Raw genomic sequence first — 24,428 nt, forward strand, 5'->3', positions numbered from 1 at the left:
TATAATGATACCCAAAACTTGTTTATATTGGATATATTTAAATAAAGCCATACACGATTGACAAAAAAGTATCAATTTTATCTTTTATTAAGCAACGATCCTAGTAAGTCGGTTGATTATAAACTACAAAATTTTGAGCTAATGTTTTTAACTCTTTTTTAATATTTTCTTGAAGCTCAGTATTGTTAATATCATCAAGAACATCTGCGATTTTATTTGCAATAAATTCAAACTCTTTCTCTTTCATTCCTCTTGAAGTTAGAGCAGGTGAACCTATGCGGATACCTGAAGTTACAAAAGGGCTTCTTGTCTCACCCGGAACAGTATTTTTGTTTACTGTAATACCCGCATTTCCAAGAGCGATATCAGCATCTTTACCAGAGAAATCACGATTTATAAAAGAGAGCAGTACAAGATGATTATCAGTTCCACCGCTTACAAGCTCATATCCTCTTTTTATAAGAACTTCACCTAAAATTTTTGCGTTTGCTTTGACCTGCGCAGCATACTCTTTCCACTCTGGAGAGAGGTTATATTTAAATCCCACCGCTTTAGCAGCGATTACATGTACAAGCGGTCCGCCTTGAATACCCGGAAAGATTGCAGAGTTAACTTTTTTAGCTATTTCTTCATCATTTGTCATAATCATACCGCCTCTTGGTCCGGCAAGAGTTTTATGTGTAGTAGTTGTTACAACATGTGCATGAGGGAACGGGCTAGGGTGTTCACCCGCTGCAACAAGACCTGCAACATGGGCAATATCTGCAAATAAAATAGCTCCAACAGCATCAGCAATTTCACGAAATTTTGCAAAATCTATCTCTCTTGCATAAGCAGATGCGCCGCAAACAATGATTTTTGGCTGTACTGTTTTTGCTATTTCCATAATTTTATCATAATTCATACGGCCGTCAAGCTCTACACCATATGTAAAAGAGTGGTAGTTTTTACCCGAAAAACTTGGTTTGCTTCCGTGTGTTAAATGTCCGCCATGGCTTAAATCCATACCTAGAAGTTTATCACCCGCATTTAAAAGTGCTGCATAAACGGCTGCATTTGCCTGGCTTCCGGAGTGCGGTTGAACATTTGCATAGCTACATCCAAAGAGTTTGCATGCTCTGTCAATTGCTAACTGCTCAACGCCATCTGCATATTCACAACCGCCATAGTAACGCTTACCCGGATAACCCTCTGCATATTTATTTGTAAATACGCTTCCCATAGTTTCCATAACGGCAGGAAGTGTAAAGTTTTCAGATGCAATCATCTCTAAATGATTTGTTTGTCTCTCTAGCTCTTTTTCACATAGATCAAATATCTCTTTATCATACTCTTTTAAAAAACTCATTTTTGTTTATTCCTCTTCATTTTGATTTTTTTCTTCTAAATTTATTGGTTTCATTGCAGGAAACAACAGAACATCTCTAATGGAGTGTTCATTTGTAAGAAGCATAACAAGTCTGTCAATACCTATTCCTTGCCCAGCCGTTGGCGCCATTCCGTAACTTAGTGCCTCAACAAAGTCGATATCCATCTCATGTGCTTCATCATCTCCGCTCTCTTTTGCTGCACCTTGTGCTTCAAATCTATGAAGCTGGTCTACTGGGTCGTTTAATTCGCTAAAAGCATTTGCAATCTCTCGTCCTGCAATAAAGAGCTCAAACCGTTCTGTTATTTCAGGGTTTTCATCGCTTCTTCTTGCAAGTGGAGAGATGGCAACAGGATACTCTGTGATAAATGTCGGGTTGATAAGTTTTGCTTCTACAAACTCGTCAAAAAGTTCTCCTTGAAGCTGACCTAAACTCATGTTTTCTTTTACATCAATATTTTTACTCTTTAAAAATGCAACTATTTTTTCTTTATCATTTACTATATCTTTAGGAACTCCTCCTATCGTGTAAAGTGATTCAATAAGAGGAACTTCACTAAATTTGCTAAAATCAATTTCTAAATCTCCATAAGGAAGCTGTGTTGGAAGATTTAGATGATCAAAAAGATATGTGAAATACTCTTTTGTGATTTCTATAAGATCTTTATATGTTTTGTACGCCCAATAAAACTCTATGGATGTGAATTCAGGATTGTGTGTTGCATCCATTCCCTCATTTCTAAAGTTTCTATTAATTTCAAATACAGCTTCAAATCCGCCGACAATAAGCCTTTTTAAATAGAGTTCAGGAGCAATTCTTAGATATCTGTCTACTCCAAGAGCATTGTGATGTGTAACAAAAGGTTTTGCATTTGCTCCGCCTGCAATAGGATGCATCATCGGAGTTTCAACTTCTAAAAAACCTTTTTCTTCAAAAAAGCGTCTAGTTAGAGAGATGACTTTTGAACGAATCTTAAATGTTTTTCTAACATCTGAATTCATAATAAGGTCAAGATATCTTTTTCTGTATCGCACCTCTTTATCTGTGATACCGTGAAATTTTTCAGGAAGAGGAGAGATGGCTTTTGTTAAAAGTTTTAGATTGTCTGCATGAAGCGAAAGCTCTCCTTGACCTGTTACGAAAGGATATCCTGTAACCTCTACAATATCACCGACTTCTATAAGTTTTTTAAAAATATCATTATAAAAGCCTTCGGGAAGATTGTCTCTGGCTACATAAATTTGAAGAGAACTGCTTTCATCTTCAATTTTGATAAAACTTGCTTTCCCCATAATTCTAAATAATTTTATGCGTCCACTAACTGTATACTCTCTATTTTCATCTCTTTTATTTTCTTTGTGAACAATATCAGAATTTACATTTAAAAATTTTTCAATAGATGTGTTTTTTCTAGACTCATTAGAATATGGGTTAATCCCCTGTTTTCTAAGAAATTCTGCTTTTTCAATTCTTTGTTGTATAAATTTGTTATTAAAAACCAATCATTTTTCCTTTATTTTTTTTTGGCACTCTTTGCAGATTCCATAAATTTGCATAGAATGGTCCTGCATATCGAAACCAAGTTCATCAGCTATTTTGCGCTGTCTCTCTTCTATTTTTTCATCTACAAACTCAATAATGCTCCCACACATTTTGCAGATAAAGTGATCATGATGATGTTTAGCGCCAAGTTCATATTTTTTTCCTTGTGCGCCAAAAGAGAGAGATGTAACCATGTCTGACTCTTCTAGAAGTGATAATGTTCTATATACAGTAGCAATTCCTGTTTTTAAATTTGGAAATTTTTCCTGTATAAGATTATGAAGTGATTCTGGTGTAAGATGTTCATCAGAGTTGTATAGAGTTTCAAGAATTACTTCTCTTTGAATTGTAAATTTTAGATTATTTTTTTTAAGCAACGCTTTAAAATCACTAAGTAACTGTTTGTATGCAACTGTTTTATCGTTAAAATCGGTTGTTATTTCAGACATGTTATTTATTCTCTTCTTCAGATAAATTTTGTTCTTCATTTTTATCTAATTTTTTCTTTGTATCTTCTAAAATTTCCAATGTAGAATTTTGCAGAGTTTCATCAATACTGTTTTGCATTATATCTGTACCCTTGTCTATGGTTTTATTTATATCGTTAGAAATTTTCACAGGATCTATTTTCATAATAACACTGCCCGTTTTGATTAATATCGGAAAAATCACACTTTTTTGCATAATAGAGTCAAGATTTGTTTTTATAGCTTTAATGTTATAAGCAGCATAAGCTATGACTGCGGCAATAAGAAAAAATTTGCTTACACTAAACACAAAACCTAAGATTTTATCAAAAATTCCAAGTCCGCTCAGTGAACTTAATTTTTTAAATATCAATCCTACTCCAATCATAAAGAGCCAGAAGAGAAAAAGTGTAACTAAAAAACCTGTAAAATTAATAGCTGCACTGTTTTCAAATTTAAAAATAGAATCACTTATAAGCTGGCCTGCTTTATCTCCAACACGAGAAGCTACAAATATACCTCCTATAATGCCTAAAAGACCGAATAACTCTTTAAAAAATCCGTTTATGATTCCTTTAAGTCCTAAGAAAAGAACAACAATTGAAACGATAATATCAAAATAACTAAATTCCATTATTTTATCACCTTAAAGATAGTGTTTTGATTACTGTTTTTGAAAGTGGAGAAAGTTTTGTTGATTGTTGAAATAAATAAGTTTTCGAATTTGGTATTTTTAAGAAAATTAGCAGTTAAAGTTTTCAAGTTTATATCTTTTTGTTATATTTTTGTAATGTTTGTCTATTAAACTGTTTTAGTTTTGCTGTTTATATATTTAAATTTTTTTGGATGCTGTTAAATCCATAAAAAAATGTAGTGCATTATACATTTTTAACCATAAAAAAAAGCTTTTATGGTAATCAAAAAATTCTAATCAGTGCTATTTTAGGTATTATAAGGTAAAATAACAAAAAAATTATTGAGTTGTATTTTAAAAAAAAGGTTTTATTATGAGTATTTGGACCCCTTCTAGCTGGAGACAAAAGTCTATTGTGCAACAGCCGACTTATCCAAACATGGATGAATTAAGCGATGTTTTAGCTGAATTAAAAAATTATCCGCCGCTTGTTTTTGCAGGTGAAGCACGCTCGCTTAAAAGTCAATTGGCTAATGTTGTTGAGGGGAATGCTTTTTTACTTCAAGGCGGTGATTGTGCTGAGAGTTTTAGCGAATTTCATGCAGACGGTATTCGTGATACATTCAAAGCAGTTTTGCAAATGGCAGTGGTTATGACTTATGCAGGGGGTCTTCCTGTAGTTAAAGTTGGACGCTTAGGTGGTCAGTTCGCAAAACCACGCTCTAGCGATACTGAAACTATCAATGGTGTAACGCTGGACTCTTATCGCGGTGATATTATAAATGGCGTTGATTTTACACCAGAAGCACGAACTCCAGATCCTCAAAGAATGATTAAAGCTTATAATCAATCAGCGGCAACGCTCAATTTAGTTCGCGCATTTGCTTCAGGCGGTATGGCTGATTTGCATAAAGTGCATCAATGGAATTTGGATTTTGCTCATCAAAGTGAAATAAATAAAAAATATGAAGATTTAGCTGAAGAGATTAGTAAATCTTTAAAGTTTATGGAAGCATGCGGAATTACATCTAAAACGCAGAGAACTTTGCGTGAAACTGATTTTTACACCTCTCATGAAGCACTTTTATTACCGTATGAAGAGGCATTTACAAGAAAAGATTCTATTACGGGAGATTGGTATGATACTTCCGCTCATATGTTGTGGATAGGCGATAGAACCCGTCAACTTGATGGTGCACATATAGAGTATATGAGAGGAATTCATAATCCTATAGGTGTGAAAGCGGGACCGACAATGAACCCTGAAGATTTGGTAAGACTTTGCGATATTTTAAACCCAAATAATGAGGCAGGACGCTTAAATGTTATTGTAAGAATGGGAGCGGATAAAGTTGCTGAGGGCATGCCAAAACTTATCCGTGCTGTTGAGAGAGAAGGTAAAAAAGTTCTCTGGAGTTGTGATCCGATGCATGGAAATACAATCAAATCATCAAATAACTTTAAAACGCGTCCTGTTGATGCTATTCTTAGAGAGATGAAACAGTTCTTTCAAGTTCATAAAGCTGAGGGTACATTTGCCGGTGGTGTTCATTTGGAAATGACGGGCAAAAATGTAACTGAGTGTATAGGCGGCTCATTTATTGTAACTGAAGAGGATTTATCTTCTCGTTATCACACGCACTGCGACCCTCGTTTAAATGCAAATCAAGCTTTAGAGTTGGCTTTTTTAATTGCCGATACTCTTAAAGAAGCTCAAAAATAGCTAATGCATAATGCGTTAGCTATTTATCTTTTCCTCTTTTTCTTGAATATTTAAAAGCTCTTCAACTTTTTTTTCATATATGTTTTTAAGTTCTTCTAGCTCTTTTGCAAGTTGTGTTATGCCTATATCCTGATAACATAAAGGATCTGCCAAGCAGCTGTTTTTTTCTTCTATTTGTGTTTCAATAGACTCTATCTCTTCGGGCAGTTTTTCTAATGCAATCTTTTCTTTAAAAGTAAGTTTTAGCTCTTTTGGCTTACTCTCTTTTGTTTTAGGTTCTATTTTTTTACTCTCTTTTTCCATTTCGTCGAGTTCTTTTAGCTCTTTTTCTAGCTCTAAATACTCTGAATAGTTTTGGTAACTCTCCTCTATATGCTTGTCGTTTTTAAAAATAAAGAGTTTTTTTGCAATTTTGTCTACAAAATATCTATCGTGACTAACGATAATAACAGCTCCGCTAAAGTGAGTAAGCTGCTCTTCTAAAATATTGATAGTCGGAATATCCAGATCATTTGTCGGCTCATCCAGGATAAGAATATCGACATCTTTTGTAAAGAGCAGGGCGAGCGCTATACGATTTTTTTCTCCTCCGCTTAACACGCCTATCTTTTTATCTAAAAACTCCCGTGGAAAGAGAAAGTTTTTTAGATATCCAAATACATGCATATCACGACCGCGGACATTTACACGATCACCGCCATGCGGACAAAAAGTTTCTATAAGGTTTTTATCATCGTCGAGCATTTCGCGGTGTTGATCAAAATAGCCTATCTTGAATTCGCCTCTTTTTATAATTCCGCTTGTCGGCTTGATTCTTCCTAAAAGAACTTTTAAAAGCGTTGATTTTCCGCTTCCGTTTGGTCCGACGATAGCTATAACATCTTTTTGAAGAATTCTAGTACTGAAATTTTTTAAAAGCTCTTTATCTCCAAGTTTGATTCCAAGATTTTCCACTTCAAAGAGCATCTTTTGTCTGTTTACGCTTTTGTCGCGATTGAAATGTTTTGCTTCACGCTCTAGTTCAAGAGACATTTTTCGAATCTTAGAAGGATTCGTTTTTGCTTCTTCTCTTAGAGCCATAAGTCTCTCTTTACGACCTTCATTTCTTTTAAGTCTAGCTCTTACGCCTCTTGCAAACCACTCATTTTCTCTTTTGAGTATATCTAAAAGATTTTCATGCTGTTTTTGCAGAGTTCGCATATACTCCTCTTTTTGTGTTAAGTAGTTGCTGTATCCTCCGCTATATTCTCTTAAGGAGCAATCTTCAACTTCAACACTTTTTGTGGCTATTTTGTCTATAAAATATCTGTCATGCGAGATAAAAACAAGGGTAAATCTCTCTTTTAAAAGCAAATCTTCTAAAAATTCAACCATATATACATCAAGATGATTTGTAGGCTCATCTAGGAGTAAAATATCTGGTTTTTGAAGAAGCAGCGAAGCAAGAGCAACTCTTCTTTGTTCCCCGCCGCTTAGCATAGTAACAAGTTTATGTTCATACTGTTTAAGATCAAAATGTTGGATTATTCTCTCTATTTTATCATCTAAATTCCAAGCATTATGATGTTCAATGTAGCGGGAGAGTTTTTCATGTTCATCAATAAGAAGTCTATTCTCAAAATCATCAGCTAAAAGCAGAGAGAGTTCATTATATTTCTCTTTTGCCCTGTTTAATTCATCCAAACCCGCTTCAACAGCCTCTCTTACAGTGTCTGTCTCTTTAAAATGAGGTTTTTGCGCGAGCATTTTAACCTCTAAATTTTGTCTGATAATTCTCTCACCGGCGTCTTGTTCAAGAGTTCCGTTAATAATCTTCATAAGAGTGGATTTTCCGCTTCCGTTTTTACCGATTATTACAACTCTCTCCCCTTCATCTATATGAAAATTTATATCAGTTAAAATTTTTTGTGCTTCATAATGTTTTGATATGTTTAGTAGATCAATAAGTGCCATTTATATTTTTTATTTTTCCTGTTAGTTAGTTTTATAATAAAATGAATTATAGTATAAGTTTCATTATAGTTGGTTTTTTGCCAATAAAAAACAATATTAACCACAAAATTTACAAATTTAAAATATAATCAAATAATTGCAGTTATAAAAGGATTAATTATGGCAAAAGTAACATCATATGGGGCGGCGCAAACAGTGACGGGTTCTTGTCATTTGCTTAAAATAGGCTCTATAAATATTTTAATTGATTGTGGTATGTTTCAAGGAGATGGCGGCAGTAAGAGAAATTATGAGCCTTTTGGGTTTGAACCCTCAAAAATAAATTATCTTATTTTAACACATGCGCATCTTGATCATATCGGAAGAGTGCCAAAACTTTTCAAAGATGGATTTAAAGGAAGGATAATAGCAACAAAAGCTACTCGTGATATTGCAAAAATAATGCTTCTTGATAGTGCGGGTATATTATATGAAGAGTTTAAAACAATAAGCAAAAAAGCACGCAGACGCGGAGAAGAGGAGAGTGTAATGGAACCTCTTTACACTAAAGATGATGTAAAAGAAGTTTTTGCTAAGAAATGGTGTACGCTAAATTATTTTGAAGAGCACAAATTAAAACAACATATAAGAGTATCCTTGGGCAATGCCGGACATATTATGGGCAGCGCCTTCGTTATGATTGATTATCAAGAAGAAAATCAGCATAAGCGTGTGGTGTTTTCAGGAGATATCGGTTCTGCAGAGAGACTTATAATTGATGAGCACAATAAAATTGATGAAGCAGATTCTCTTTTTATAGAGTCTACATACGGAGATCGTAAGCATAAACCTTTAGAACAGAGCGTAGCTGAGTTTAAAGAGGCAGTTATTACAACGCTTAAACAAAAAGGCAATATTCTTATCCCATCTTTTGCTTTAGAAAGAACACAGGAGATATTGTGGCTGCTTCATGAAATGCATGACAACGGTGAACTGCCAAAATGCCGCGTTTTTTTAGACAGCCCGCTTGCTATAAAAGCAACAAAACTTTACAATAAGTATCCTGGCCATTTAAGTGACGAGCTTGAGTATTCCTCCGGAAATGGCAATGATCCATTTTCATTTGCTTGGCTTGAATCTACTACTACAAGAGATCAATCTATGGCAATAAATAAAGTAAAAGAGCGCTCTATAATAATTGCGGGAAGTGGTATGTGTACAGGTGGGCGTATTATGCATCATCTTAAACATAGACTTTGGAATTCAAAAAATGCAGTTATTTTTGTTGGATTTCAAGTTGAAGGAACATTGGGAAGAAGCATTGTAGATGGTCAAAAAATGGTTAAAATTTATGGAGAAGATATTGTTTCAAAAGCAAAAATCTATACAATTAACGGTTTCTCGGCTCATGCAGATCAAAGTGATCTTATTGACTGGATCAGACCTGTTAAAAATTTAAAAAATATCTACTTGATTCACGGTGAGAGTGATAAAATGGAGATTTTTGCAGATGCTATAAAAAATGAGTTGGGATATGATAGTCATATAATGAAAACAGTAGTTCCGGTAACTCTTTAACGGGCTTCATAGCATAGCTCTTTGGCGCTGTACCAATCAGCTATCTCTTTATCGCTGTAATGGTACTCTCGCTGAGAGAAAGGGATAGCACTGTTTCTCAATTTTGAACGGATGATGCCTATAATAATAAAAGTTAAAACTAATGTCAGCAAAGCTAAAAAAAAGTCATAAAGATACCATGCTGTTAAAGCTGATAAAAATATTGTATATTGTAAAAAAAGTCTCAACATAAAAGAGATCAATTTGCATTTTTTTGAGTAAAGTTTTGGTGTTGATTCTATTAATTCTATAAATTCTTCTTGCATTTTTTTTATTTTACAATAAAAACATCAACATCTGAGTGTTCTAAAATATCAAAAGCAAAAAAGCTTACATTATTTTGTACTGCATGGATTGCTATCAAGTCAAAATTAATATCAGCCATCTCTTCTTTAAAAGATTTAGGGCTTAAAGAACTTTTTTTAGCAGATGCTGAAATGTTTATATTTTTTGGTAACGCTAAAGAGTCTAAAAATGCATCTATTTTTTTTTGAGATTTTTTTTCTAGATCAGATTGATATTGAAGAAGATCTTCTTCATTAAACCCATATATGTCTATTTTATTGTCAAGAGGAGGAGAAAAAAGATTCAAAAGTTTTATATGTGAATTTGAAAAAATTTTGATAATTTCTCTTATGGCTTTTGCAGAATCATTTGATAAGTCTGTCAATACTAAAATATTTTGATATTCAAGATTATGATCACTTTTTACAACTAAAACAGGAATTTGTGCGTAATTGACTATCTCTTTTGTACTTGAACCCATAAAAAGTTCATTAAGAAAATGAGTTTCACCGCTTTTGCCCATGATAATCATATCAGCATCCAATATTTTTGCCGTGTTGTTTATCTCAACTTTTATTTTACCGCTTATACAATGATAATTCTCTTTTTTTAAGAGAGGAAAATCTTTGCTTAACTCTCTAAAAGTACTCTCTTTGATAGAATCTAAATCTATCTGTTTTAAAAATAACGGATTTTCAACTACATGAACTATATGAATATCTGCATCTTTTTTTTTAGCAAAATTAAGTGTTTTTTTTAAAACTACATAACTACTTTTTGAAAAATCAATGGGTACCAATATTATGAATTTTTTCATATTAACTCTTCATTTTAAATAATTTTTATAGCTGTTTTCATGATAATTATAACTAATTTCTATCAAAATTTTAGTTATATTAATAAATAAAATTAAATTTGTTTTTGTTTGGGTAAATAAAAAATCAGACTAAAATAACTTTAGTCTACCGGACTAAATAATATTGATTTGATTTGTAACTATTAACTTTTTTTTGTTAAAATCATGAAAATTATTTAACTTAAAGGATAAAAAAGATGGCAAAACATCAATTTCAAACAGAAGCAAATCAAATATTAAATCTTATGATACATTCACTCTACTCAAACAAAGAGATATTTATTCGTGAATTGATCTCAAATGCGTCAGATGCACTTGATAAGTTAAATATGCTTGTTTTAACAGATGATGCATACAAAGGGATTGCTTTTTCACCTCGTATCGATATTGTTGTAGATAAAGAAACAAAAACACTAACAATAAAAGACAGCGGTATCGGTATGAATGAAGAAGACCTAATGAACAACTTAGGTACAATCGCAAAATCAGGAACAAAAGCCTTTTTAGAAAATCTTACAGGGGATCAAAAAAAAGATTCTAATCTTATAGGTCAGTTTGGTGTCGGTTTTTATGCTTGTTTTATGGTTGCGCATAAAGTAGAGGTTACGACAAAAAAAGCGGGTGAAGATAAGGCATATTTGTGGACAAGCAAAGGTGATGGCGAATTTGATATAGAAGATGCTTCTATGGAGGGTCACGGTACTCAAATCGTTATGTATCTAAATGAAGATGATGAAGAGTTTTTAGATAGCTATAGAATCGAAAATATCATTAAAAAGTATTCAAATCACATTCCATTTCCTATCTTTATGGATAAAGAGAAGTATATTCCTGCAAAAAAAGATGATGAGGGCAATGAGATAGAACCATCAAAAAATGAGATAGAAAATGTTCAAATCAATCGTGCAAATGCTCTTTGGACAATCTCAAAAAGTGAGATAAAAGATGAGGAGTATAAAGATTTTTATAGCACAATTGCACACTCTTCAGAAGAGCCTCTTGCATGGATGCATAATAAAGCAGAGGGTGCTATAGAGTATACAACACTTTTTTACATTCCATCTAAAGCGCCTATGGATCTCTACAGAGTGGATTATCAAACAGGTATCAAACTTTATATAAATCGCGTTTTTATTACAGATGATGAAAAAGAGCTTATGCCGACATATATGAGATTCCTGCGCGGTGTGATTGACTCGAAAGATCTGCCTCTTAATGTTTCAAGAGAGATTTTACAATCAAATGCTGTAATGGCAAAGATTAGAAATGCTTCAGTAAAAAAAGTGCTCTCAGAACTTGCAAAGATTGCTAAAAACGATAAAGAAAAATATAGTACATTTTTTAAAGAGTTTGGAAATGTTTTAAAAGAGGGGCTCTACAGCGATTACGGCAATCGTGAAAAAATCCTTGAACTGATGAAATTTAATACGCTTGAATCTAATGAGATGGTAATGTTTGAGGATTTTTTGAAAAATGTGGATGAAGAGAAAAAAGAGATCTATTATATTACAGGCAAAACTTCACTCTCAATGCTTAAAAATTCTCCGGCGCTTGAGAGATTTAAGTCTCGCAACATCGATGTATTAATTTTAAATGAAGAGGTTGATACCATTATTTTCCCGATGATAACGGAGTATAAAGAGTATAAATTTGTACATGTTAGTGACGCAAAATTTGAAGAGAGTGAAGAGGAGAAAAAAGCTGAAGAGGAGACATCTAAAACTTTTGAAGGGTTGACTAAAGAGCTTAAAGACATTTTAGGTGATAATGTAAAATCTGTCGAAACAACTTTTGATTTAGTTGATTCCCCAGTAAAATTAAAAGAAGATAAAGAAGATCCAGCCTATATGATGGCTAAAATGATGAAACAGATGGGACAAGATACAGGAGCCTCGGCTCCGGCTCCGATCTTACAGATAAATCCAAAGCATGAATTAATTATAAAATTAAAAGATTCTGCAGATCAAAATCTTATTTATGATGCTGCTCATGTATTGCTTGATCAAGCAAAACTTTTTGACGGAGTAGAACTTGAGGATACTGCAGATTTTATTTCAAGATTAAATAGAATTATTTCAAAAGCAATATAATCATTATGAGTGCATTTGTAGCACTCATAATTTGTTTAAATATTTTTTTTATTAATGATTAAAGTAATAAAACAAAATTATGATATTTTATTATTATGAATAATAGTTTAAAAAACATACAAGACACTCAGCTTTGCAATAATATTGATAAATTATTAAGTGAAGGTGACTCTTTTCTTGAAAAAAATCTTTCAGATTTAAAAATATCTAGCTATTGTTACCAGATTAACGAAGCGGTTAACGAGCTCTCTTTAGAAGAGGAAATTATTAATGAACTTATTGAAGATTATGTTATACAAATTTTAAAATCAACAATATTTTTTTATAAACATATTCAAGAACTTAAAAAAAATAAACTAGAAAACAGACCTTTAAATTATATAAATATTCAAAATTTAGCACATAAAAATTTAGGTGTTGCTAGAAATCTTCATATCAAAGATGCGGAAAAATTATTGAAATTAATAATGAATGAAAATGACTTAGAATCTTTAGAGATATATATTAAAGCTTTAGAAATAACTGCAATTAAATTAAATCCGCTATGTGCTTATGAAACACTAAATTTGATTAAAGCTAAAAATTTTTTATAATTTGTTTAATCGATCTGTAGTCATATAAATCCAAAAATCTTTATGTGTATAGCCTTTGTTTAAAAAGAATATTTGTAATACTGCAACTCTGTAAAGAGTAATTAGCATTTTTGCATATGGAATAAAAAGACTAAGACTAACAAGTAATGGTTGCTCTTTATTACCCTTGTTTCTAATCATCTCCTGCATGCCTATATTTTTACTAAGATAAACACCAAATATTATGGAAAAAACAAAATTCATCATAAGACCAAATATAATATATGCGATAAAATCTTGTTCATTTATTCCGGCAATCATAAAAATTCCTCTCTTATTTAATCCAATTATTTTAACGCAAAAAAACTTTTTTATTCATAAGTTTTTATTGTAGCTTTTGTAAAAAAGGTTCCAAACGGTACAAGAGAGGCTATAAAAAACAGTATATTTTTTTTAAATGGCCATTTTGCTTCATACCATGCTCTTACTAAAAGGATACAAAAAAGTATAAAAAGTATTCCGTGAATCATGCCTACTACTTTTACTGCCAGAGGTATATCCATAAAGTATTTCATCGGCATTGCTATAAAAACGAGTGCTAAATAGGAGTATCCTTCTATTGTATTTATCCGCCCAAATTTTACTACATTTTCATTTTTCACAGCTTGTCCTATAGAAATTTTTTATGAATTATATAATCAAAAAGTAACAATTTAGCTCTTTGTCATAATTTAAAAAAGAGCAACAAGCCTTTTTAAACATTAATATAATACAATATGCGCGAAATATGAAAGAAAAGGTATATGAATATGGATACTAACCTTGTATTAGAGGGTTTAAAATTTATGGGTGTAGGGATGGGAGCAGTATTTTTGTTTCTTGCAATCCTAATATTTTTGATAGCTATGATGTCAAAAATTATACATAGATATTTTCCCGAAGTTCAACCAAGCAATAGTAATTCAGAATCAAGTCTTCAAGATAAGCAAAAAAAAATCGTTGCAGCTATAACAGCAGCAATTAAATTTCATAGAGAAAGTTAAGGATTAGTATGGCTAAAAAATTTATAGATATAATGGACACAACTTTTAGAGATGGTTTCCAGTCAGTGTTCGGTGGTCGTGTATTGATGAATGATTTTTTTCCGGCTGTAGAAGCTGCGAAAACTGCCGGAATCAACCATTTCGAATTTGGGGGTGGTGCGAGATTTCAGTCTTTGTATTTCTATTTAAGAGAAGATGCATTTGAAATGATGGACAGATTTCGTGAGATTGTAGGACCTGATGCAAATCTTCAAACTTTAGCTCGTGGTGTTAATACTGTAATGTTGGATACTGGTTCTAAAGAATTAATAGACTTACATGCAAAAATGTTTAAAAAGCATGGTACAACAACTATTAGAAATTTTGATGCTTTAAATGATGTAGAAAATTTGAAATATTCAGCTCAAAGAATTACGCATCATGGTTTAAAACATGAAGTAGTAGTAACTATGATGGATTTGCCTCCGGGATGTTATGGTGCGCATACTGTAGAATTTTATGAAAAAACACTTAGAGAAATATTAGATAGCGGAATACCTTATGACAGCATCTGTTTTAAAGATGCATCAGGTACTTCAAATCCACAAAAAGTTTTTGAAACTATACAAATGGCAAGACAATTAATACCTGAGGGAACACACTTAAGACTTCATACACATGAAACGGCTGGAGTGTCAGTTGCAGCGTATATGGCTGCTTTAGAGGCAGGTGTTGATGGAATAGATATGGCTGCAGCACCTGTAAGCGGCGGAACAAGTCAACCAGATATTTTAACAATGCTTCATGCTACTAAAGGTATGGATTATGATCTTGGCGGATTAGAAATCAGTAAAATTCTTACCTATGAAAAAGAGCTTCAAAACTGTTTGTCTGATTATTTTATGCCTCCTGAAGCAACAATGGTTTCTCCTATTATTCCATTCTCTCCAATGCCGGGCGGTGCGCTTACAGCGAATACTCAAATGATGCGCGATAACGGTATGTTGGATAAATTTCCGGAAGTTATTGCTGCAATGACTGAAGTTGTAGAAAAAGGGGGATATGGGACATCTGTAACTCCTGTGTCACAATTTTATTTTCAACAAGCACTTAATAATGTTATGCAAGGTCCATGGAATGCAATAGCTCCTGGATATGGAAAAATGGTGCTTGGATATTTTGGCAAAACTCCAGTTGCGCCTGATCCTGAAATTGTTAAGATAGCTTCTGAGAAGTTAGGCTTGCCGCCTACAACTGAAAAAGCTATAGATTTGGCAAATGCTGATGAAAGTAAGTCATTAAATACATGGATAAACAAATTAAAAGAAGAAAATATTGAGATAACCGAAGAAAATATTTTTATTGCAGCAGCTTGTCAAGACAAGGGTATCACCTTCTTAAAAGGAGAAGGTGAACTAAATGTTCGTAAAAAATCAAATATGAAAAAAGAAGAAGAAGGAAGTTCAAAAATGGGTAGTGGAAGTTATACAGTAGTAGTAGATGGTCAAAAATTTAGTGTTCAAGTTGCAGAGGGTGATGCAGATATTCAAGTTACAGCGGTAGATGGAGAGAGCATAGAGCCTCCAAAGCCAAAAGCTGCTCCATCATCAGGCAATAGTTTAGATATTAAAGCATTACTACCAGGAAATGTTTGGAAAATTGTTGCAAATCCGGGACAAAGTGTAAATGAAGGAGATGTTATTATGATTTTAGAATCTATGAAAATGGAGATTGATGTTGTAGCACCTAAAGGTGGTGTCGTTAAAACAATCAATGTTGCTACAAATGATAAAGTAGTAGAAGGTCAAGTCGTAGCAGTGCTAGGCTAGGATAATATAAATGAAAAAAAATGTAATAAAAATTGTCACGCTGTTTTTGCTTTTTAGTTTTAACACTGTTTTTGCTTCTACGATTTCAGCTGATACATTAGTTGATGCAACGGCTACTAAAAACGAAACTTATCATGCCAAACCTTTTCTAGAAATGATTGATGGATTTTTAGAATCTACAGGGGTGAGTGCTCTTGTAAATCCAAATCCAAATGAATTAAGCTCTCATGGCGAGACAATGAGTGATTTTCATAAATCATGGGGTAGAATTATTATGATTTTAATAACATTTTTACTCTTTTATCTTGCAATAGCAAAAGGTTTTGAGCCTCTCCTCCTTCTTCCAATAGGTTTTGGCGGACTTTTGGCAAACATTCCTATTGCAGGAATTGCAGGACATGACGGTTTCTTGGGTATTATGTATGAGATGGGTTTGGCAAATCAGTTTTTTCCTATTTTGATATTTATGGGAGTAGGTGCCATGACCGACTTCGGTCCACTGCTTTCAAACCCTAAGACTGCACTTCTTGGTGGTGCTGCACAGTTTGGTATCTTTGGAACACTTGTCGGAGCTGTTGCTCTTGCTCAGTATACGCCTCTTTTTGACTTTACGCTTCAGCAGGCTTCTGCCATCTCGATTATCGGAGGAGCTGACGGTCCGACCTCTATATTTATAGCGACAAAACTCGCTCCTGAACTTTTAGGTGCTATTGCGGTTGCTTCCTACTCATATATGGCAATGGTTCCGATTATTCAGCCTCCTATTATGAAGGCACTTACAACAGATGCTGAAAGAAGAATCAAGATGAGTACTATGCGTCATGTATCTCGTTTAGAGAAATTGGTTTTTCCTATTATGGTTTTAGTGCTTGCTATCTTAGTTCTTCCTGATGCAACGCCTCTTATTGGTGCGTTTATGTTTGGTAACTTCCTTAAAGAGAGCGGTGTTGTTGACAGACTCTCAGATACAATGCAAAATGCGCTTATCAATATAGTTACTATCTTTTTAGGACTAGCCGTTGGTTCAAAACTAGCCGCAGATCAGTTTTTAGTTGCAGATACTTTAGCTATATTAGCGCTTGGTATAGTGGCATTTTCTGCAGGAACAGCTGCGGGTGTTATTATGGCTAAGATTATGAATCTCTTTCCTGGAAACAAGATAAATCCGCTTATTGGTTCTGCAGGTGTTTCTGCTGTTCCTATGGCGGCTCGCGTATCTAACAAAGTTGGTATGGAATATGATCGCTCAAATATGCTTCTAATGCATGCGATGGGCCCAAATGTTGCCGGTGTTATCGGTTCAGCTGTTGCAGCTGGTGTTCTTATTTCACTGTTTCAGTAATTAAACTTTCGATAACATGTAATATTAAAAAAAATATTACATGTTTACGGGTAACCTTATAAAAATATAAAAGGTGTTTATAATGAAAATATTTGCTCTACTTTTTTTACTGTTTAGTTTCTCATATGCTAAAGTTTATTATGCCAAGGTTGAACCATTTGAAATGAGAAGTATATCTTCAAATGTATCTGGATTAATTGTTTATGCTGATGAAAATTTAATAGGCAAAAAACTTTCTGCTGAGCCATATATTAAAATAGATTCTGAAATTGATGAAAAAGAACTTAAATTAACAAAAGAAAAATTAATGTATACAAAAAACAGTTTAGAGATAAACGAAGCTGTTTTAGTAAACCTTGAAGATTCTCTTGTGAAAAAAAGAGAAAATTATAGAAAAATAGAGCCTTTGAAATTTAAATCATCTGTTGAAAAAGATAAAGAGTTTTATGATTTGATAACAAGTGAAAACTTATACTTAAATACAAAAAAAGAGATTCAAAATTTAAAAGTTCAAATTTCAGATTTAAAATTAAGAATAGCGCAGCTTGAGAGAAGTATTAAAGATAAAAATTTAGTTGCAGAGAATTTTGTGCTCTATGAAATGCTTGTAAAACCGGGTCAAGTTGTCAGTGTAGCAGCTCCTTTGGCAAAAGTAGCTGATGTTTCAAAAGCACTGCTTACAATATATCTAGATGAACCTGATGTAATCAATTCAAAAGAAAAAGTTATCTATATAGATGATAAAAAAACATCATATAACATTTCAAGACTTTTAAATATTGCAGATAGTAAAAATATATCCAAATATATGGCTCAGATTATTATAAAATCACCAAAGTTATTTTCAAAACTTGTTAAAGTAGAACTAAGAGATGAGTAGTATTACCGCATGTCCATTAGATTGTTATGATGCATGTGAAATTGTTTACGAAAATGGTAAATTAAAAGGTTTGAAAAATGGTTATACGCAAGGTTTTTTGTGCCCGCATTTAAATCATTTTCATAAAAATAAATTTATAGAAAAACCACGATATAATGGCAAAGAGATCTCTGTGCCTGAAGCATTGCAAACTCTTAAAGAGATGATAGAAGAGAGTGAAAAAGATGAGATTTTGCACTATAGAGGAAATGCAAATTTTGCTTTGATGCAAGAGGTGACAGATCACTTTTTTGCTTCTTATGGTGCGGTACTGACTGAAGGAACCCTTTGTGACGGAGCAGGGGAGGCCGGAATAGTAGAGGGAAGAGGCAGCAATAAAAATATGCCAATTACTGAGATTGTAAAATCTGATGTAGTTATATTTTGGGGAAGAAATCCGCATACGACATCCAGTCATATTTTGCCACTTATAAAAAATAAAACTGTTATTGTTATCGACCCTGTAAAGACAAAAATCGCTAAGATTGCTGATATCCACATTCAGTTAAAACCTCATACTGATATTTTTTTAGCAATGTTGCTTAGTCGTTTTCTCTATATTGAAGATGAGTGTAATGAAGAGTTTTTGGATAAATATGCAAGTGAATATGAAGATTATTATGAATTAACACAAAACATAAGAATCAAAGCTGTTTTAGAAGAGATAGATGTCTCGCTTGGTGATCTTGGGGATATTCTTAGAGTTATAAAAGATAAAAAAGTTGCAATTGTTTGCGGCGTCGGTATACAAAAATATAGTAACGGTGCTGATATTATGAGAGCTATCGATGCTTTTGCTGCAATGCTGGGGCTTTTTGGAAAAGAGGGCTGCGGTGTAAGTTATCTTGGTGCATCAAGAGATGGAATAACTTCTCCTTTTTTTACAAAATCAAAAAAAGTTTCTAAAGTAGATACAGAGTTTGGCAATTTTAAAACTCTATTTATTCAAGGAGCAAATCCGCTTTCTCAAATGCCAGACACTACAAGAGTAAAAGAGTCTATAAGCAAAGTAAAAAATATTGTTTATTTTGGACTTTATGAGAATGAGACAAGTGAAGTTGCACATTTGATTATTCCGGCGAAGAGTTTTTTATATAAAAACGACATAAGGACATCATACTCGCACAACAAAATCTCTTTTATGCCTAAAGTTATCTCTAGTGATGTTGGAATCAGTGAATATGATTTGAGCGCTTATTTATGCAAAGAGTATGGAATTTCGTTAGAGAGTGAAGAGTTTTATCTTAAGTATTTTAAAAAATTTGCGGTTCAGAAGATAGATGGTTTTTGGTATGTTGAAGATAGAGAAACAGTTCCTTACAGAGATGGTTTTGATACGGATGATGCTCAATTTGTTTTTTTGGATGAATTAGATTCAAAAATAGATGAAGAAGAGAGCGGGATGTATCTTATAACATGCAAGAGTCCTGTAAGTTTAAATTCTCAATTTCATCGTGATGATAGTGTATATCTGCATAGTTCTTTGGGATTTTCAGAGGATGAGATAGTTACAGTCTCTTCGGTTTCAGGCAGTGTCGAGTTAAAGGTGAAGCACAATGATGATTTGCGAAAGGATTGTGTTTTAATCTATAGCGGCACAAAAGGTGTTAATAATTTGACAACATCAAAGCATGCTCTTTATACAAAAAGTGCAATATTTCAAGAAAATAAGGTAGAAATCAACAAATGAATAATATTATAGATTTAGATAAAAAATATGTTTTACCTACATATGCAAGAGCAGATGTAGAGTTTGTAAGTGGTGATAATGCAAGATTGGTTGATGCAAATGGTAAAAAATATATTGATTTTGCTTCGGGCATTGCAGTTGTAAGTGTTGGACATGCAAATAAAAGAGTAAATGATGCTATTTGTAAACAACTTTCAAATATTACACATACTTCAAATCTTTACTATATCGCGCCACAAGCTAGAGCAGCGCAAAAAATAGTAGAGGCCAGCGGTTATGATATGAAGTGTTTTTTCGGAAACAGCGGAGCGGAAGCAAATGAAGGAGCCATAAAGATAGCAAGAAAATTTGGCGAAAAAGATGGAGAGATAAAAAGATATAAAGTGATAACGCTGCAACACTCTTTTCACGGCAGAACTATTACTACAGTAAAGGCTACAGGTCAAGCTTATATGCATAATTATTTTGGTCCATACCCTGATGGATTTGTTTATGCAGAAAACATAGAACATGTTGAGAGTTTGGTTGATGCGCATACTTGTGCAGTTATGATAGAACTTGTTCAAGGTGAGGGTGGTGTGCAGCCGCTAGATAAAGAAGCGGTTCAAAAGCTGGCAAAATTTTTAAAATCAAAAGATGTATTGCTTATTGTCGATGAAGTGCAAACCGGAGTTTACAGAACAGGAAAATTTTTAGCATCAAACTATTATGATATAGAGCCTGATGTTGTAACTCTTGCAAAGGGCCTTGGCGGCGGTGTTCCAATCGGTGTCGTTATGACTACCTTAAAAGATATTTTTAGCGCAGGAGACCACGGCTCAACATTTGGCGGAAACTTTTTAAGTACGGCAGCAGCATGTGAAGTTGTAGATATATTAAACGAGATGAATGAGAGCGGTGAACTTCAAAAAAATATAGAGTATTTTGATAGTGAGCTGGAAAAATTTTATAATGCCCATAAAGATATATTTACTTCCAAAGTCGGAATCGGAATGATGTGCGGACTTCGTGTAAAAGATGGTGAAACACTTGCAAAAATAATCTCTAACGCAAGAGAAGAGGGCGTGATAGTTTTAAGAGCCGGAAAAGATACGCTTAGACTATTACCGGCTTTAACAATTACGAAAAAGGAAGTAGATGAAGGTTTTAAATCTCTCAATAGCGCTGTCACTTCTTTGTAGTTCACTGCTCTTTAGCGATGAAGAGTTAGACAGCTATATTTCGCAAAACAAAAAAGAGCAGTTTATTTATGATTATGAAAAAAATGAAGCTGAGAGTTCAAAGCTTCGAGATTCATGGATTGCTCCTCTTAATTTAAACTATACGCACTCAAAAAGTGATCCTTACGGTGAGCAGCAAACTTCTGAGAGCGCTTCTATAAAAATGGATCAGCCGATTTTTCAAAGCGGCGGTATCTACTATGGAATTAAGTTCGCCGAGGCTTCTAGAATTTACTCTGATTATTCTATAGATGTTGCAAAAAGAAAGTTGGTAAAAGATGCTGTCTCTTTGTTGATGCAGATTAAGCAGATTGATCTAAAAGTCAGCAAGCAAAAACTTCAAATTGAAAATTCTGAGATAAATCTTGCACAAAAAAAAGAGGATTATTTAAACGGTCAGCTTGATTCTGGCTTTTTAGACAGTGCTATTATTGATAGAAATGTTTTGATTCAAGCACTTTATGATTTAGAAACAAACAAAGAGAAATTGATTTCAAAGTTTAATGCTATAAGCGATATGAACTATAAAAATGCATTTGTGCCAAATTTAAATATTTTAACTCAAGAGCAATTTTTAAAGCATAATATAGTTTTAGGTATGTCTGAGAGCGAGATCGTAAAAAATAGATATGCCAAAGATGTAACGGTGGCACAATATCTTCCAAAGGTGAATATAACCGCAGGATACAACTGGGATAAAAGTGATAGCATATATCAGTTTGGTTCAGCACAGGAGAAAGATTATTATAATTTTGGGTTGAAAGTAAATCTGCCTTTGGATATCAACACCTTCAGAGATATAGAGTCTTCAAAAATTGATTATCTTAAATCACAACTGCTTGTTGAAGATAAGATAAGAGAGCTAAAAGCAATTTTTGAGCAGGTTATGCAAAATATAGAAAATTTTGAGAGAAAAAAACAGCTTAGTGTTGAAAATATGGAACTTTATGAAAAGTTATTATCAGATACAAAAGAGCTTTATCAAGCGGGTTATAAAACACAGTATGATGTAGAATTGCTGCAAAATTCTGTTGCTATTCAAAAAAGTGATGTGCAGATATATGAACTTGACAAACAGCTAGAGCTCTTAACACTTTATGAGATGTACAAAAATGATTAGGCGCATAAATGTAAATGCACTAAGGCGGTAAATGGCGAGTCGTAAATTTAGTGATTATATGAGTGAGTGGCTCTATGGAAAAGATGGATATTATGCTACTTATAAAAATATAGGCAAAAGCGGAGATTTTTACACAGCGGTCAGTACGAGCAAATTTTTTGGCGGTACCATTGCAAAACATATTATCTCTTTAGTTGATGAAGGGTTTTTAAAAGAAGATGGCGTTGTTTGTGAAATCGGTGCGCATCACGGTTATTTTTTAGCAGATATAATAGAGTTTATATATACTCTAAGACCAAAGCTTTTAGATAGCCTGAAGTTTGTTATTATAGAGAGATTTGATGCACTTCAGGAGTTTCAAAAAAATTATTTTAAAGAGAGTTTTGGTGATGTTGTTTCTCTTACACACTATAAATCTTTGAGTGAATTAAAGTGCGAAAATGCTTTTTTTATAGCAAACGAAATATTTGATGCATTTCCTTGTGAATTATATTTTAAAGGAAAAAGTGCAAGAGTAGATGGACATGAAGTCATCTTTGATTTAGATGATAAATGGGTAAAAAACAAGGCACAGAAATATCACAAAGATAGAGGCGAGATAGCTATCGGATATGAAGAGTTTGCTTTAAGCATGGCATCTGCATGTAAGAAGTTTGAGTTTATAAGTTTTGATTATGGAGAGATGCAGGCGCGTCCTGATTTCTCGCTGAGAGTTTATGCAAAACATGAAGTGATTCCATTTTTTCTCACAGAGAATGAAGATGAGAAGATAAATAAAGAGGAACTCTTTGCAAAATTTGATATAACATATGATGTCACATTTGCTCATGTAAAAGATGCTTATGAAGAGGCGGGCGTAGAGTTTATAGAGCTGAAGGCTCAGATGAGTGCTCTTGTTGAGATGGGTATTTTAGAACTGCTTGAGATACTAAAAGCAAATGTAGAAGAGAAGCTTTATAAACAAGAGTTGGAAAAAGTAAAAATATTGATAATGCCAAATTTTTTAGGCGAACGCTTTAAAATGATAAGGTTTAGAAAAAAGTAGATCTTTGACATGTTTTAGATGTCAAAGATTTTTACATATTATTAATTATTTTTATAAACTCTTCAGGTCTGTTTGAAGCTGTGATTGCAGTCTCTTTTGTAATGACTTTCTTACGCAGAAGATTTAAGAGCTGGTCAGTTTGTGTAGTCATATTTGTTTCAGTTTGATTTAGCTGCATTTGAGAATAGATTTGGTGAACTTTATCCTCTCTTATAAGATTTTGAATAGCTGGATTTGATATAAGCACCTCTTGTGTTGCAACTATACCACCGCTGATTCTTGGCATAAGAGATTGTGATATAACAGAGATAAGAGAAGATGCAAGTTGCGCTCTTACTTGTGCTTGTTCTCCGGATGGAAAAACATCGATAATACGGTTAATTGTTGAAGAAGCTGAGTTTGTATGAAGCGTAGCAAAAACAATATGACCTGTTTCAGCAGCAGTCAACGCAGCTGCAATTGTCTCTTTATCCCTCATTTCCCCAATAAGAATAACATCAGGATCTTGTCTTAATGCAAATTTAAGCGCTGTTGCAAATGAGTTTGTATTTTGACCAACTTCTCGTTGAGAAAAGAGTGATTTTATATTTGTATGCATAAACTCAACAGGATCTTCAATTGTTATGATATGTTTGTTTTGTGTTAAATTGATTTCATGAAGCATTGATGCCAAAGTAGTTGATTTACCGCTGCCGGTAGGTCCTGTTACAAGAATTAAACCTTTTTCTCTTTTAACAAGTTCTTTGAAAATCGGATTGTTATTAAATTTTTCAAGTGGCGGTATATCTAAAGGAATCATACGAAACGCACAAGCTATACCACCAATTGTTTGATAATAATTTGCACGAAAACGGCCAACATTTTCTAATTCAAAAGAGAAGTCAAGTTCATTTTTTTCTTCAAAAATTTTCTTTTGTTTATCTTCTATAAGAGCATAAGCCATTTTTTCTATTTCAGTAGCACTTAATACAGGAAGATTTAAAGGTTTAAGCGATTTATCAATTCTGATTTGCGGTTCACTTCCAGGAACAAGATGTAAATCTGAAGAATCAAAATGTAAAACACTCTTAAGCAGTTTCTTTATCTCTATTTGTTGATTTGTTTCATTGTCCATAACAATATTTCCTTTTTTCTATTAAATTAAAATTACACA

At 33.2% G+C, this 24,428-nt stretch carries 22 protein-coding genes; 12 read left to right on the forward strand and 10 right to left on the reverse strand.

Features of this window, described 5'->3' with window-relative positions; genetic code table 11:
* Positions 1-100: 100 nt before the first annotated feature.
* Genes CVO_RS03615 through CVO_RS03630 form a run of 4 tightly spaced genes read right to left on the reverse strand, consistent with a single transcriptional unit; the run spans position 101 to position 4,013 of the window.
* On the reverse strand, positions 101-1,348 hold the full coding sequence (locus CVO_RS03615) for a serine hydroxymethyltransferase (protein ID WP_152299517.1): 1,248 nt from the start codon (positions 1,346-1,348) through the stop codon (positions 101-103).
* 6 nt (positions 1,349-1,354) lie between these two features.
* The gene (gene lysS / locus CVO_RS03620; RefSeq protein ID WP_159570040.1) at positions 1,355-2,872 is read right to left on the reverse strand and encodes a lysine--tRNA ligase; all 1,518 of its coding nucleotides are present in this window, start codon (positions 2,870-2,872) and stop codon (positions 1,355-1,357) included.
* Positions 2,873-3,361, reverse strand: a complete 489-nt coding sequence (locus CVO_RS03625; protein ID WP_152299515.1) for a Fur family transcriptional regulator — start codon at positions 3,359-3,361, stop codon at positions 2,873-2,875.
* Between the two features lies 1 nt (position 3,362).
* A complete protein-coding gene (locus CVO_RS03630; RefSeq protein ID WP_159570042.1) occupies positions 3,363-4,013 on the reverse strand; it encodes a CvpA family protein in 651 nt (216 codons plus the stop codon).
* Positions 4,014-4,386: 373 nt separating this feature from the next.
* Here CVO_RS03630 and CVO_RS03635 point away from each other — a divergent pair, with 373 nt between their 5' ends.
* Positions 4,387-5,736, forward strand: coding sequence for a class II 3-deoxy-7-phosphoheptulonate synthase (locus tag CVO_RS03635; protein ID WP_159570044.1), 1,350 nt, complete (start codon positions 4,387-4,389; stop codon positions 5,734-5,736).
* Between the two features lie 15 nt (positions 5,737-5,751).
* Here the strand turns inward: CVO_RS03635 and abc-f are convergent, their stop codons facing one another.
* The gene (gene abc-f / locus CVO_RS03640) at positions 5,752-7,689 is read right to left on the reverse strand and encodes a ribosomal protection-like ABC-F family protein (protein ID WP_159570046.1); all 1,938 of its coding nucleotides are present in this window, start codon (positions 7,687-7,689) and stop codon (positions 5,752-5,754) included.
* Between the two features lie 159 nt (positions 7,690-7,848).
* Between abc-f and CVO_RS03645 the strand changes: the two genes are divergently transcribed.
* Complete coding sequence (locus tag CVO_RS03645; RefSeq protein ID WP_159570048.1) at positions 7,849-9,246, forward strand: MBL fold metallo-hydrolase RNA specificity domain-containing protein; 1,398 nt, start codon at positions 7,849-7,851, stop codon at positions 9,244-9,246.
* Here the strand turns inward: CVO_RS03645 and CVO_RS03650 are convergent.
* Together CVO_RS03650 and CVO_RS03655 are read right to left on the reverse strand one after the other, a co-directional pair.
* Complete coding sequence (locus CVO_RS03650) at positions 9,243-9,551, reverse strand: hypothetical protein (RefSeq protein WP_152299510.1); 309 nt, start codon at positions 9,549-9,551, stop codon at positions 9,243-9,245. The two genes, CVO_RS03645 and CVO_RS03650, sit on opposite strands and share 4 nt — an antisense overlap.
* Before the next feature lie 5 nt (positions 9,552-9,556).
* Complete coding sequence (locus CVO_RS03655) at positions 9,557-10,387, reverse strand: universal stress protein (protein WP_152299509.1); 831 nt, start codon at positions 10,385-10,387, stop codon at positions 9,557-9,559.
* 236 nt (positions 10,388-10,623) lie between these two features.
* Between CVO_RS03655 and htpG the strand changes: the two genes are divergently transcribed.
* The gene (gene htpG, locus CVO_RS03660) at positions 10,624-12,516 is read left to right on the forward strand and encodes a molecular chaperone HtpG (RefSeq protein ID WP_159570050.1); all 1,893 of its coding nucleotides are present in this window, start codon (positions 10,624-10,626) and stop codon (positions 12,514-12,516) included.
* A gap of 95 nt (positions 12,517-12,611) precedes the next feature.
* Complete coding sequence (locus CVO_RS03665) at positions 12,612-13,109, forward strand: hypothetical protein (RefSeq protein WP_159570052.1); 498 nt, start codon at positions 12,612-12,614, stop codon at positions 13,107-13,109.
* Here the strand turns inward: CVO_RS03665 and CVO_RS03670 are convergent.
* Positions 13,104-13,409 carry a hypothetical protein gene (locus tag CVO_RS03670; RefSeq protein ID WP_152299506.1) on the reverse strand — a complete coding sequence of 102 codons (306 nt, stop codon included), beginning with the start codon at positions 13,407-13,409 and terminating at the stop codon, positions 13,104-13,106. The genes CVO_RS03665 and CVO_RS03670 overlap by 6 nt on opposite strands.
* A gap of 50 nt (positions 13,410-13,459) precedes the next feature.
* Positions 13,460-13,750: a DUF3817 domain-containing protein gene (locus CVO_RS03675; RefSeq protein WP_152299505.1), complete on the reverse strand. Its 291-nt coding sequence runs from the start codon at positions 13,748-13,750 to the stop codon at positions 13,460-13,462.
* 147 nt (positions 13,751-13,897) lie between these two features.
* On the opposite strand from CVO_RS03675, the gene CVO_RS03680 reads away from it, so the two are divergent.
* The 8 genes from CVO_RS03680 to CVO_RS03715 all read left to right on the forward strand — a co-directional run bounded on the left by CVO_RS03680 (position 13,898) and on the right by CVO_RS03715 (position 23,275).
* Positions 13,898-14,131: an OadG family protein gene (locus CVO_RS03680; protein WP_152299504.1), complete on the forward strand. Its 234-nt coding sequence runs from the start codon at positions 13,898-13,900 to the stop codon at positions 14,129-14,131.
* Positions 14,132-14,139: 8 nt separating this feature from the next.
* Complete coding sequence (locus CVO_RS03685; protein ID WP_152299503.1) at positions 14,140-15,939, forward strand: biotin/lipoyl-containing protein; 1,800 nt, start codon at positions 14,140-14,142, stop codon at positions 15,937-15,939.
* A 10-nt stretch (positions 15,940-15,949) separates the two neighbouring features.
* Complete coding sequence (locus tag CVO_RS03690; protein WP_152299502.1) at positions 15,950-17,281, forward strand: sodium ion-translocating decarboxylase subunit beta; 1,332 nt, start codon at positions 15,950-15,952, stop codon at positions 17,279-17,281.
* Positions 17,282-17,363: 82 nt separating this feature from the next.
* Complete coding sequence (locus tag CVO_RS03695; protein ID WP_152299501.1) at positions 17,364-18,161, forward strand: biotin/lipoyl attachment domain-containing protein; 798 nt, start codon at positions 17,364-17,366, stop codon at positions 18,159-18,161.
* Positions 18,154-19,890 (forward strand): molybdopterin-dependent oxidoreductase, encoded by a 1,737-nt coding sequence (locus tag CVO_RS03700; protein WP_159570054.1) that lies wholly within the window; start codon positions 18,154-18,156, stop codon positions 19,888-19,890. Before CVO_RS03695 ends, CVO_RS03700 begins: the two co-directional genes overlap by 8 nt.
* Positions 19,887-21,071 carry an aspartate aminotransferase family protein gene (locus CVO_RS03705; RefSeq protein ID WP_152299499.1) on the forward strand — a complete coding sequence of 395 codons (1,185 nt, stop codon included), beginning with the start codon at positions 19,887-19,889 and terminating at the stop codon, positions 21,069-21,071. The genes CVO_RS03700 and CVO_RS03705 overlap by 4 nt, the downstream gene beginning before the upstream one ends.
* A complete protein-coding gene (locus CVO_RS03710) occupies positions 21,028-22,230 on the forward strand; it encodes a TolC family protein (RefSeq protein ID WP_159570056.1) in 1,203 nt (400 codons plus the stop codon). Before CVO_RS03705 ends, CVO_RS03710 begins: the two co-directional genes overlap by 44 nt.
* Before the next feature lie 31 nt (positions 22,231-22,261).
* Positions 22,262-23,275 carry an SAM-dependent methyltransferase gene (locus CVO_RS03715; protein ID WP_159570058.1) on the forward strand — a complete coding sequence of 338 codons (1,014 nt, stop codon included), beginning with the start codon at positions 22,262-22,264 and terminating at the stop codon, positions 23,273-23,275.
* A 31-nt stretch (positions 23,276-23,306) separates the two neighbouring features.
* Here the strand turns inward: CVO_RS03715 and CVO_RS03720 are convergent, their stop codons facing one another.
* The gene (locus CVO_RS03720) at positions 23,307-24,389 is read right to left on the reverse strand and encodes a type IV pilus twitching motility protein PilT (protein WP_152299496.1); all 1,083 of its coding nucleotides are present in this window, start codon (positions 24,387-24,389) and stop codon (positions 23,307-23,309) included.
* Positions 24,390-24,428: the final 39 nt, after the last annotated feature.

Source organism: Sulfurimonas sp. CVO (genome assembly GCF_009883775.1).
GTDB lineage: Bacteria > Campylobacterota > Campylobacteria > Campylobacterales > Sulfurimonadaceae > Sulfurimonas > Sulfurimonas xiamenensis.

Excerpts from the sequence above, each read along its gene's own strand:
- CVO_RS03625 (WP_152299515.1), bottom strand. The coding sequence starts at position 3,361 with ATGTCTGAAATAACAACCGATTTTAACGATAAAACAGTTGCATACAAA.
- CVO_RS03695 (WP_152299501.1), top strand. The coding sequence starts at position 17,364 with ATGAAAATATTTGCTCTACTTTTTTTACTGTTTAGTTTCTCATATGCT.
- CVO_RS03650 (WP_152299510.1), bottom strand. The coding sequence starts at position 9,551 with ATGCAAGAAGAATTTATAGAATTAATAGAATCAACACCAAAACTTTAC.
- CVO_RS03720 (WP_152299496.1), bottom strand. The coding sequence starts at position 24,389 with ATGGACAATGAAACAAATCAACAAATAGAGATAAAGAAACTGCTTAAG.
- CVO_RS03630 (WP_159570042.1), bottom strand. The coding sequence starts at position 4,013 with ATGGAATTTAGTTATTTTGATATTATCGTTTCAATTGTTGTTCTTTTC.
- CVO_RS03685 (WP_152299503.1), top strand. The coding sequence starts at position 14,140 with ATGGCTAAAAAATTTATAGATATAATGGACACAACTTTTAGAGATGGT.
- CVO_RS03615 (WP_152299517.1), bottom strand. The coding sequence starts at position 1,348 with ATGAGTTTTTTAAAAGAGTATGATAAAGAGATATTTGATCTATGTGAA.
- abc-f (WP_159570046.1), bottom strand. The coding sequence starts at position 7,689 with ATGGCACTTATTGATCTACTAAACATATCAAAACATTATGAAGCACAA.
- CVO_RS03655 (WP_152299509.1), bottom strand. The coding sequence starts at position 10,387 with ATGAAAAAATTCATAATATTGGTACCCATTGATTTTTCAAAAAGTAGT.
- CVO_RS03635 (WP_159570044.1), top strand. The coding sequence starts at position 4,387 with ATGAGTATTTGGACCCCTTCTAGCTGGAGACAAAAGTCTATTGTGCAA.
- CVO_RS03715 (WP_159570058.1), top strand. The coding sequence starts at position 22,262 with ATGGCGAGTCGTAAATTTAGTGATTATATGAGTGAGTGGCTCTATGGA.
- CVO_RS03700 (WP_159570054.1), top strand. The coding sequence starts at position 18,154 with ATGAGTAGTATTACCGCATGTCCATTAGATTGTTATGATGCATGTGAA.
- CVO_RS03710 (WP_159570056.1), top strand. The coding sequence starts at position 21,028 with ATGAAGGTTTTAAATCTCTCAATAGCGCTGTCACTTCTTTGTAGTTCA.
- CVO_RS03645 (WP_159570048.1), top strand. The coding sequence starts at position 7,849 with ATGGCAAAAGTAACATCATATGGGGCGGCGCAAACAGTGACGGGTTCT.
- CVO_RS03690 (WP_152299502.1), top strand. The coding sequence starts at position 15,950 with ATGAAAAAAAATGTAATAAAAATTGTCACGCTGTTTTTGCTTTTTAGT.
- CVO_RS03705 (WP_152299499.1), top strand. The coding sequence starts at position 19,887 with ATGAATAATATTATAGATTTAGATAAAAAATATGTTTTACCTACATAT.
- CVO_RS03680 (WP_152299504.1), top strand. The coding sequence starts at position 13,898 with ATGGATACTAACCTTGTATTAGAGGGTTTAAAATTTATGGGTGTAGGG.
- CVO_RS03670 (WP_152299506.1), bottom strand. The coding sequence starts at position 13,409 with ATGATTGCCGGAATAAATGAACAAGATTTTATCGCATATATTATATTT.
- CVO_RS03665 (WP_159570052.1), top strand. The coding sequence starts at position 12,612 with ATGAATAATAGTTTAAAAAACATACAAGACACTCAGCTTTGCAATAAT.
- htpG (WP_159570050.1), top strand. The coding sequence starts at position 10,624 with ATGGCAAAACATCAATTTCAAACAGAAGCAAATCAAATATTAAATCTT.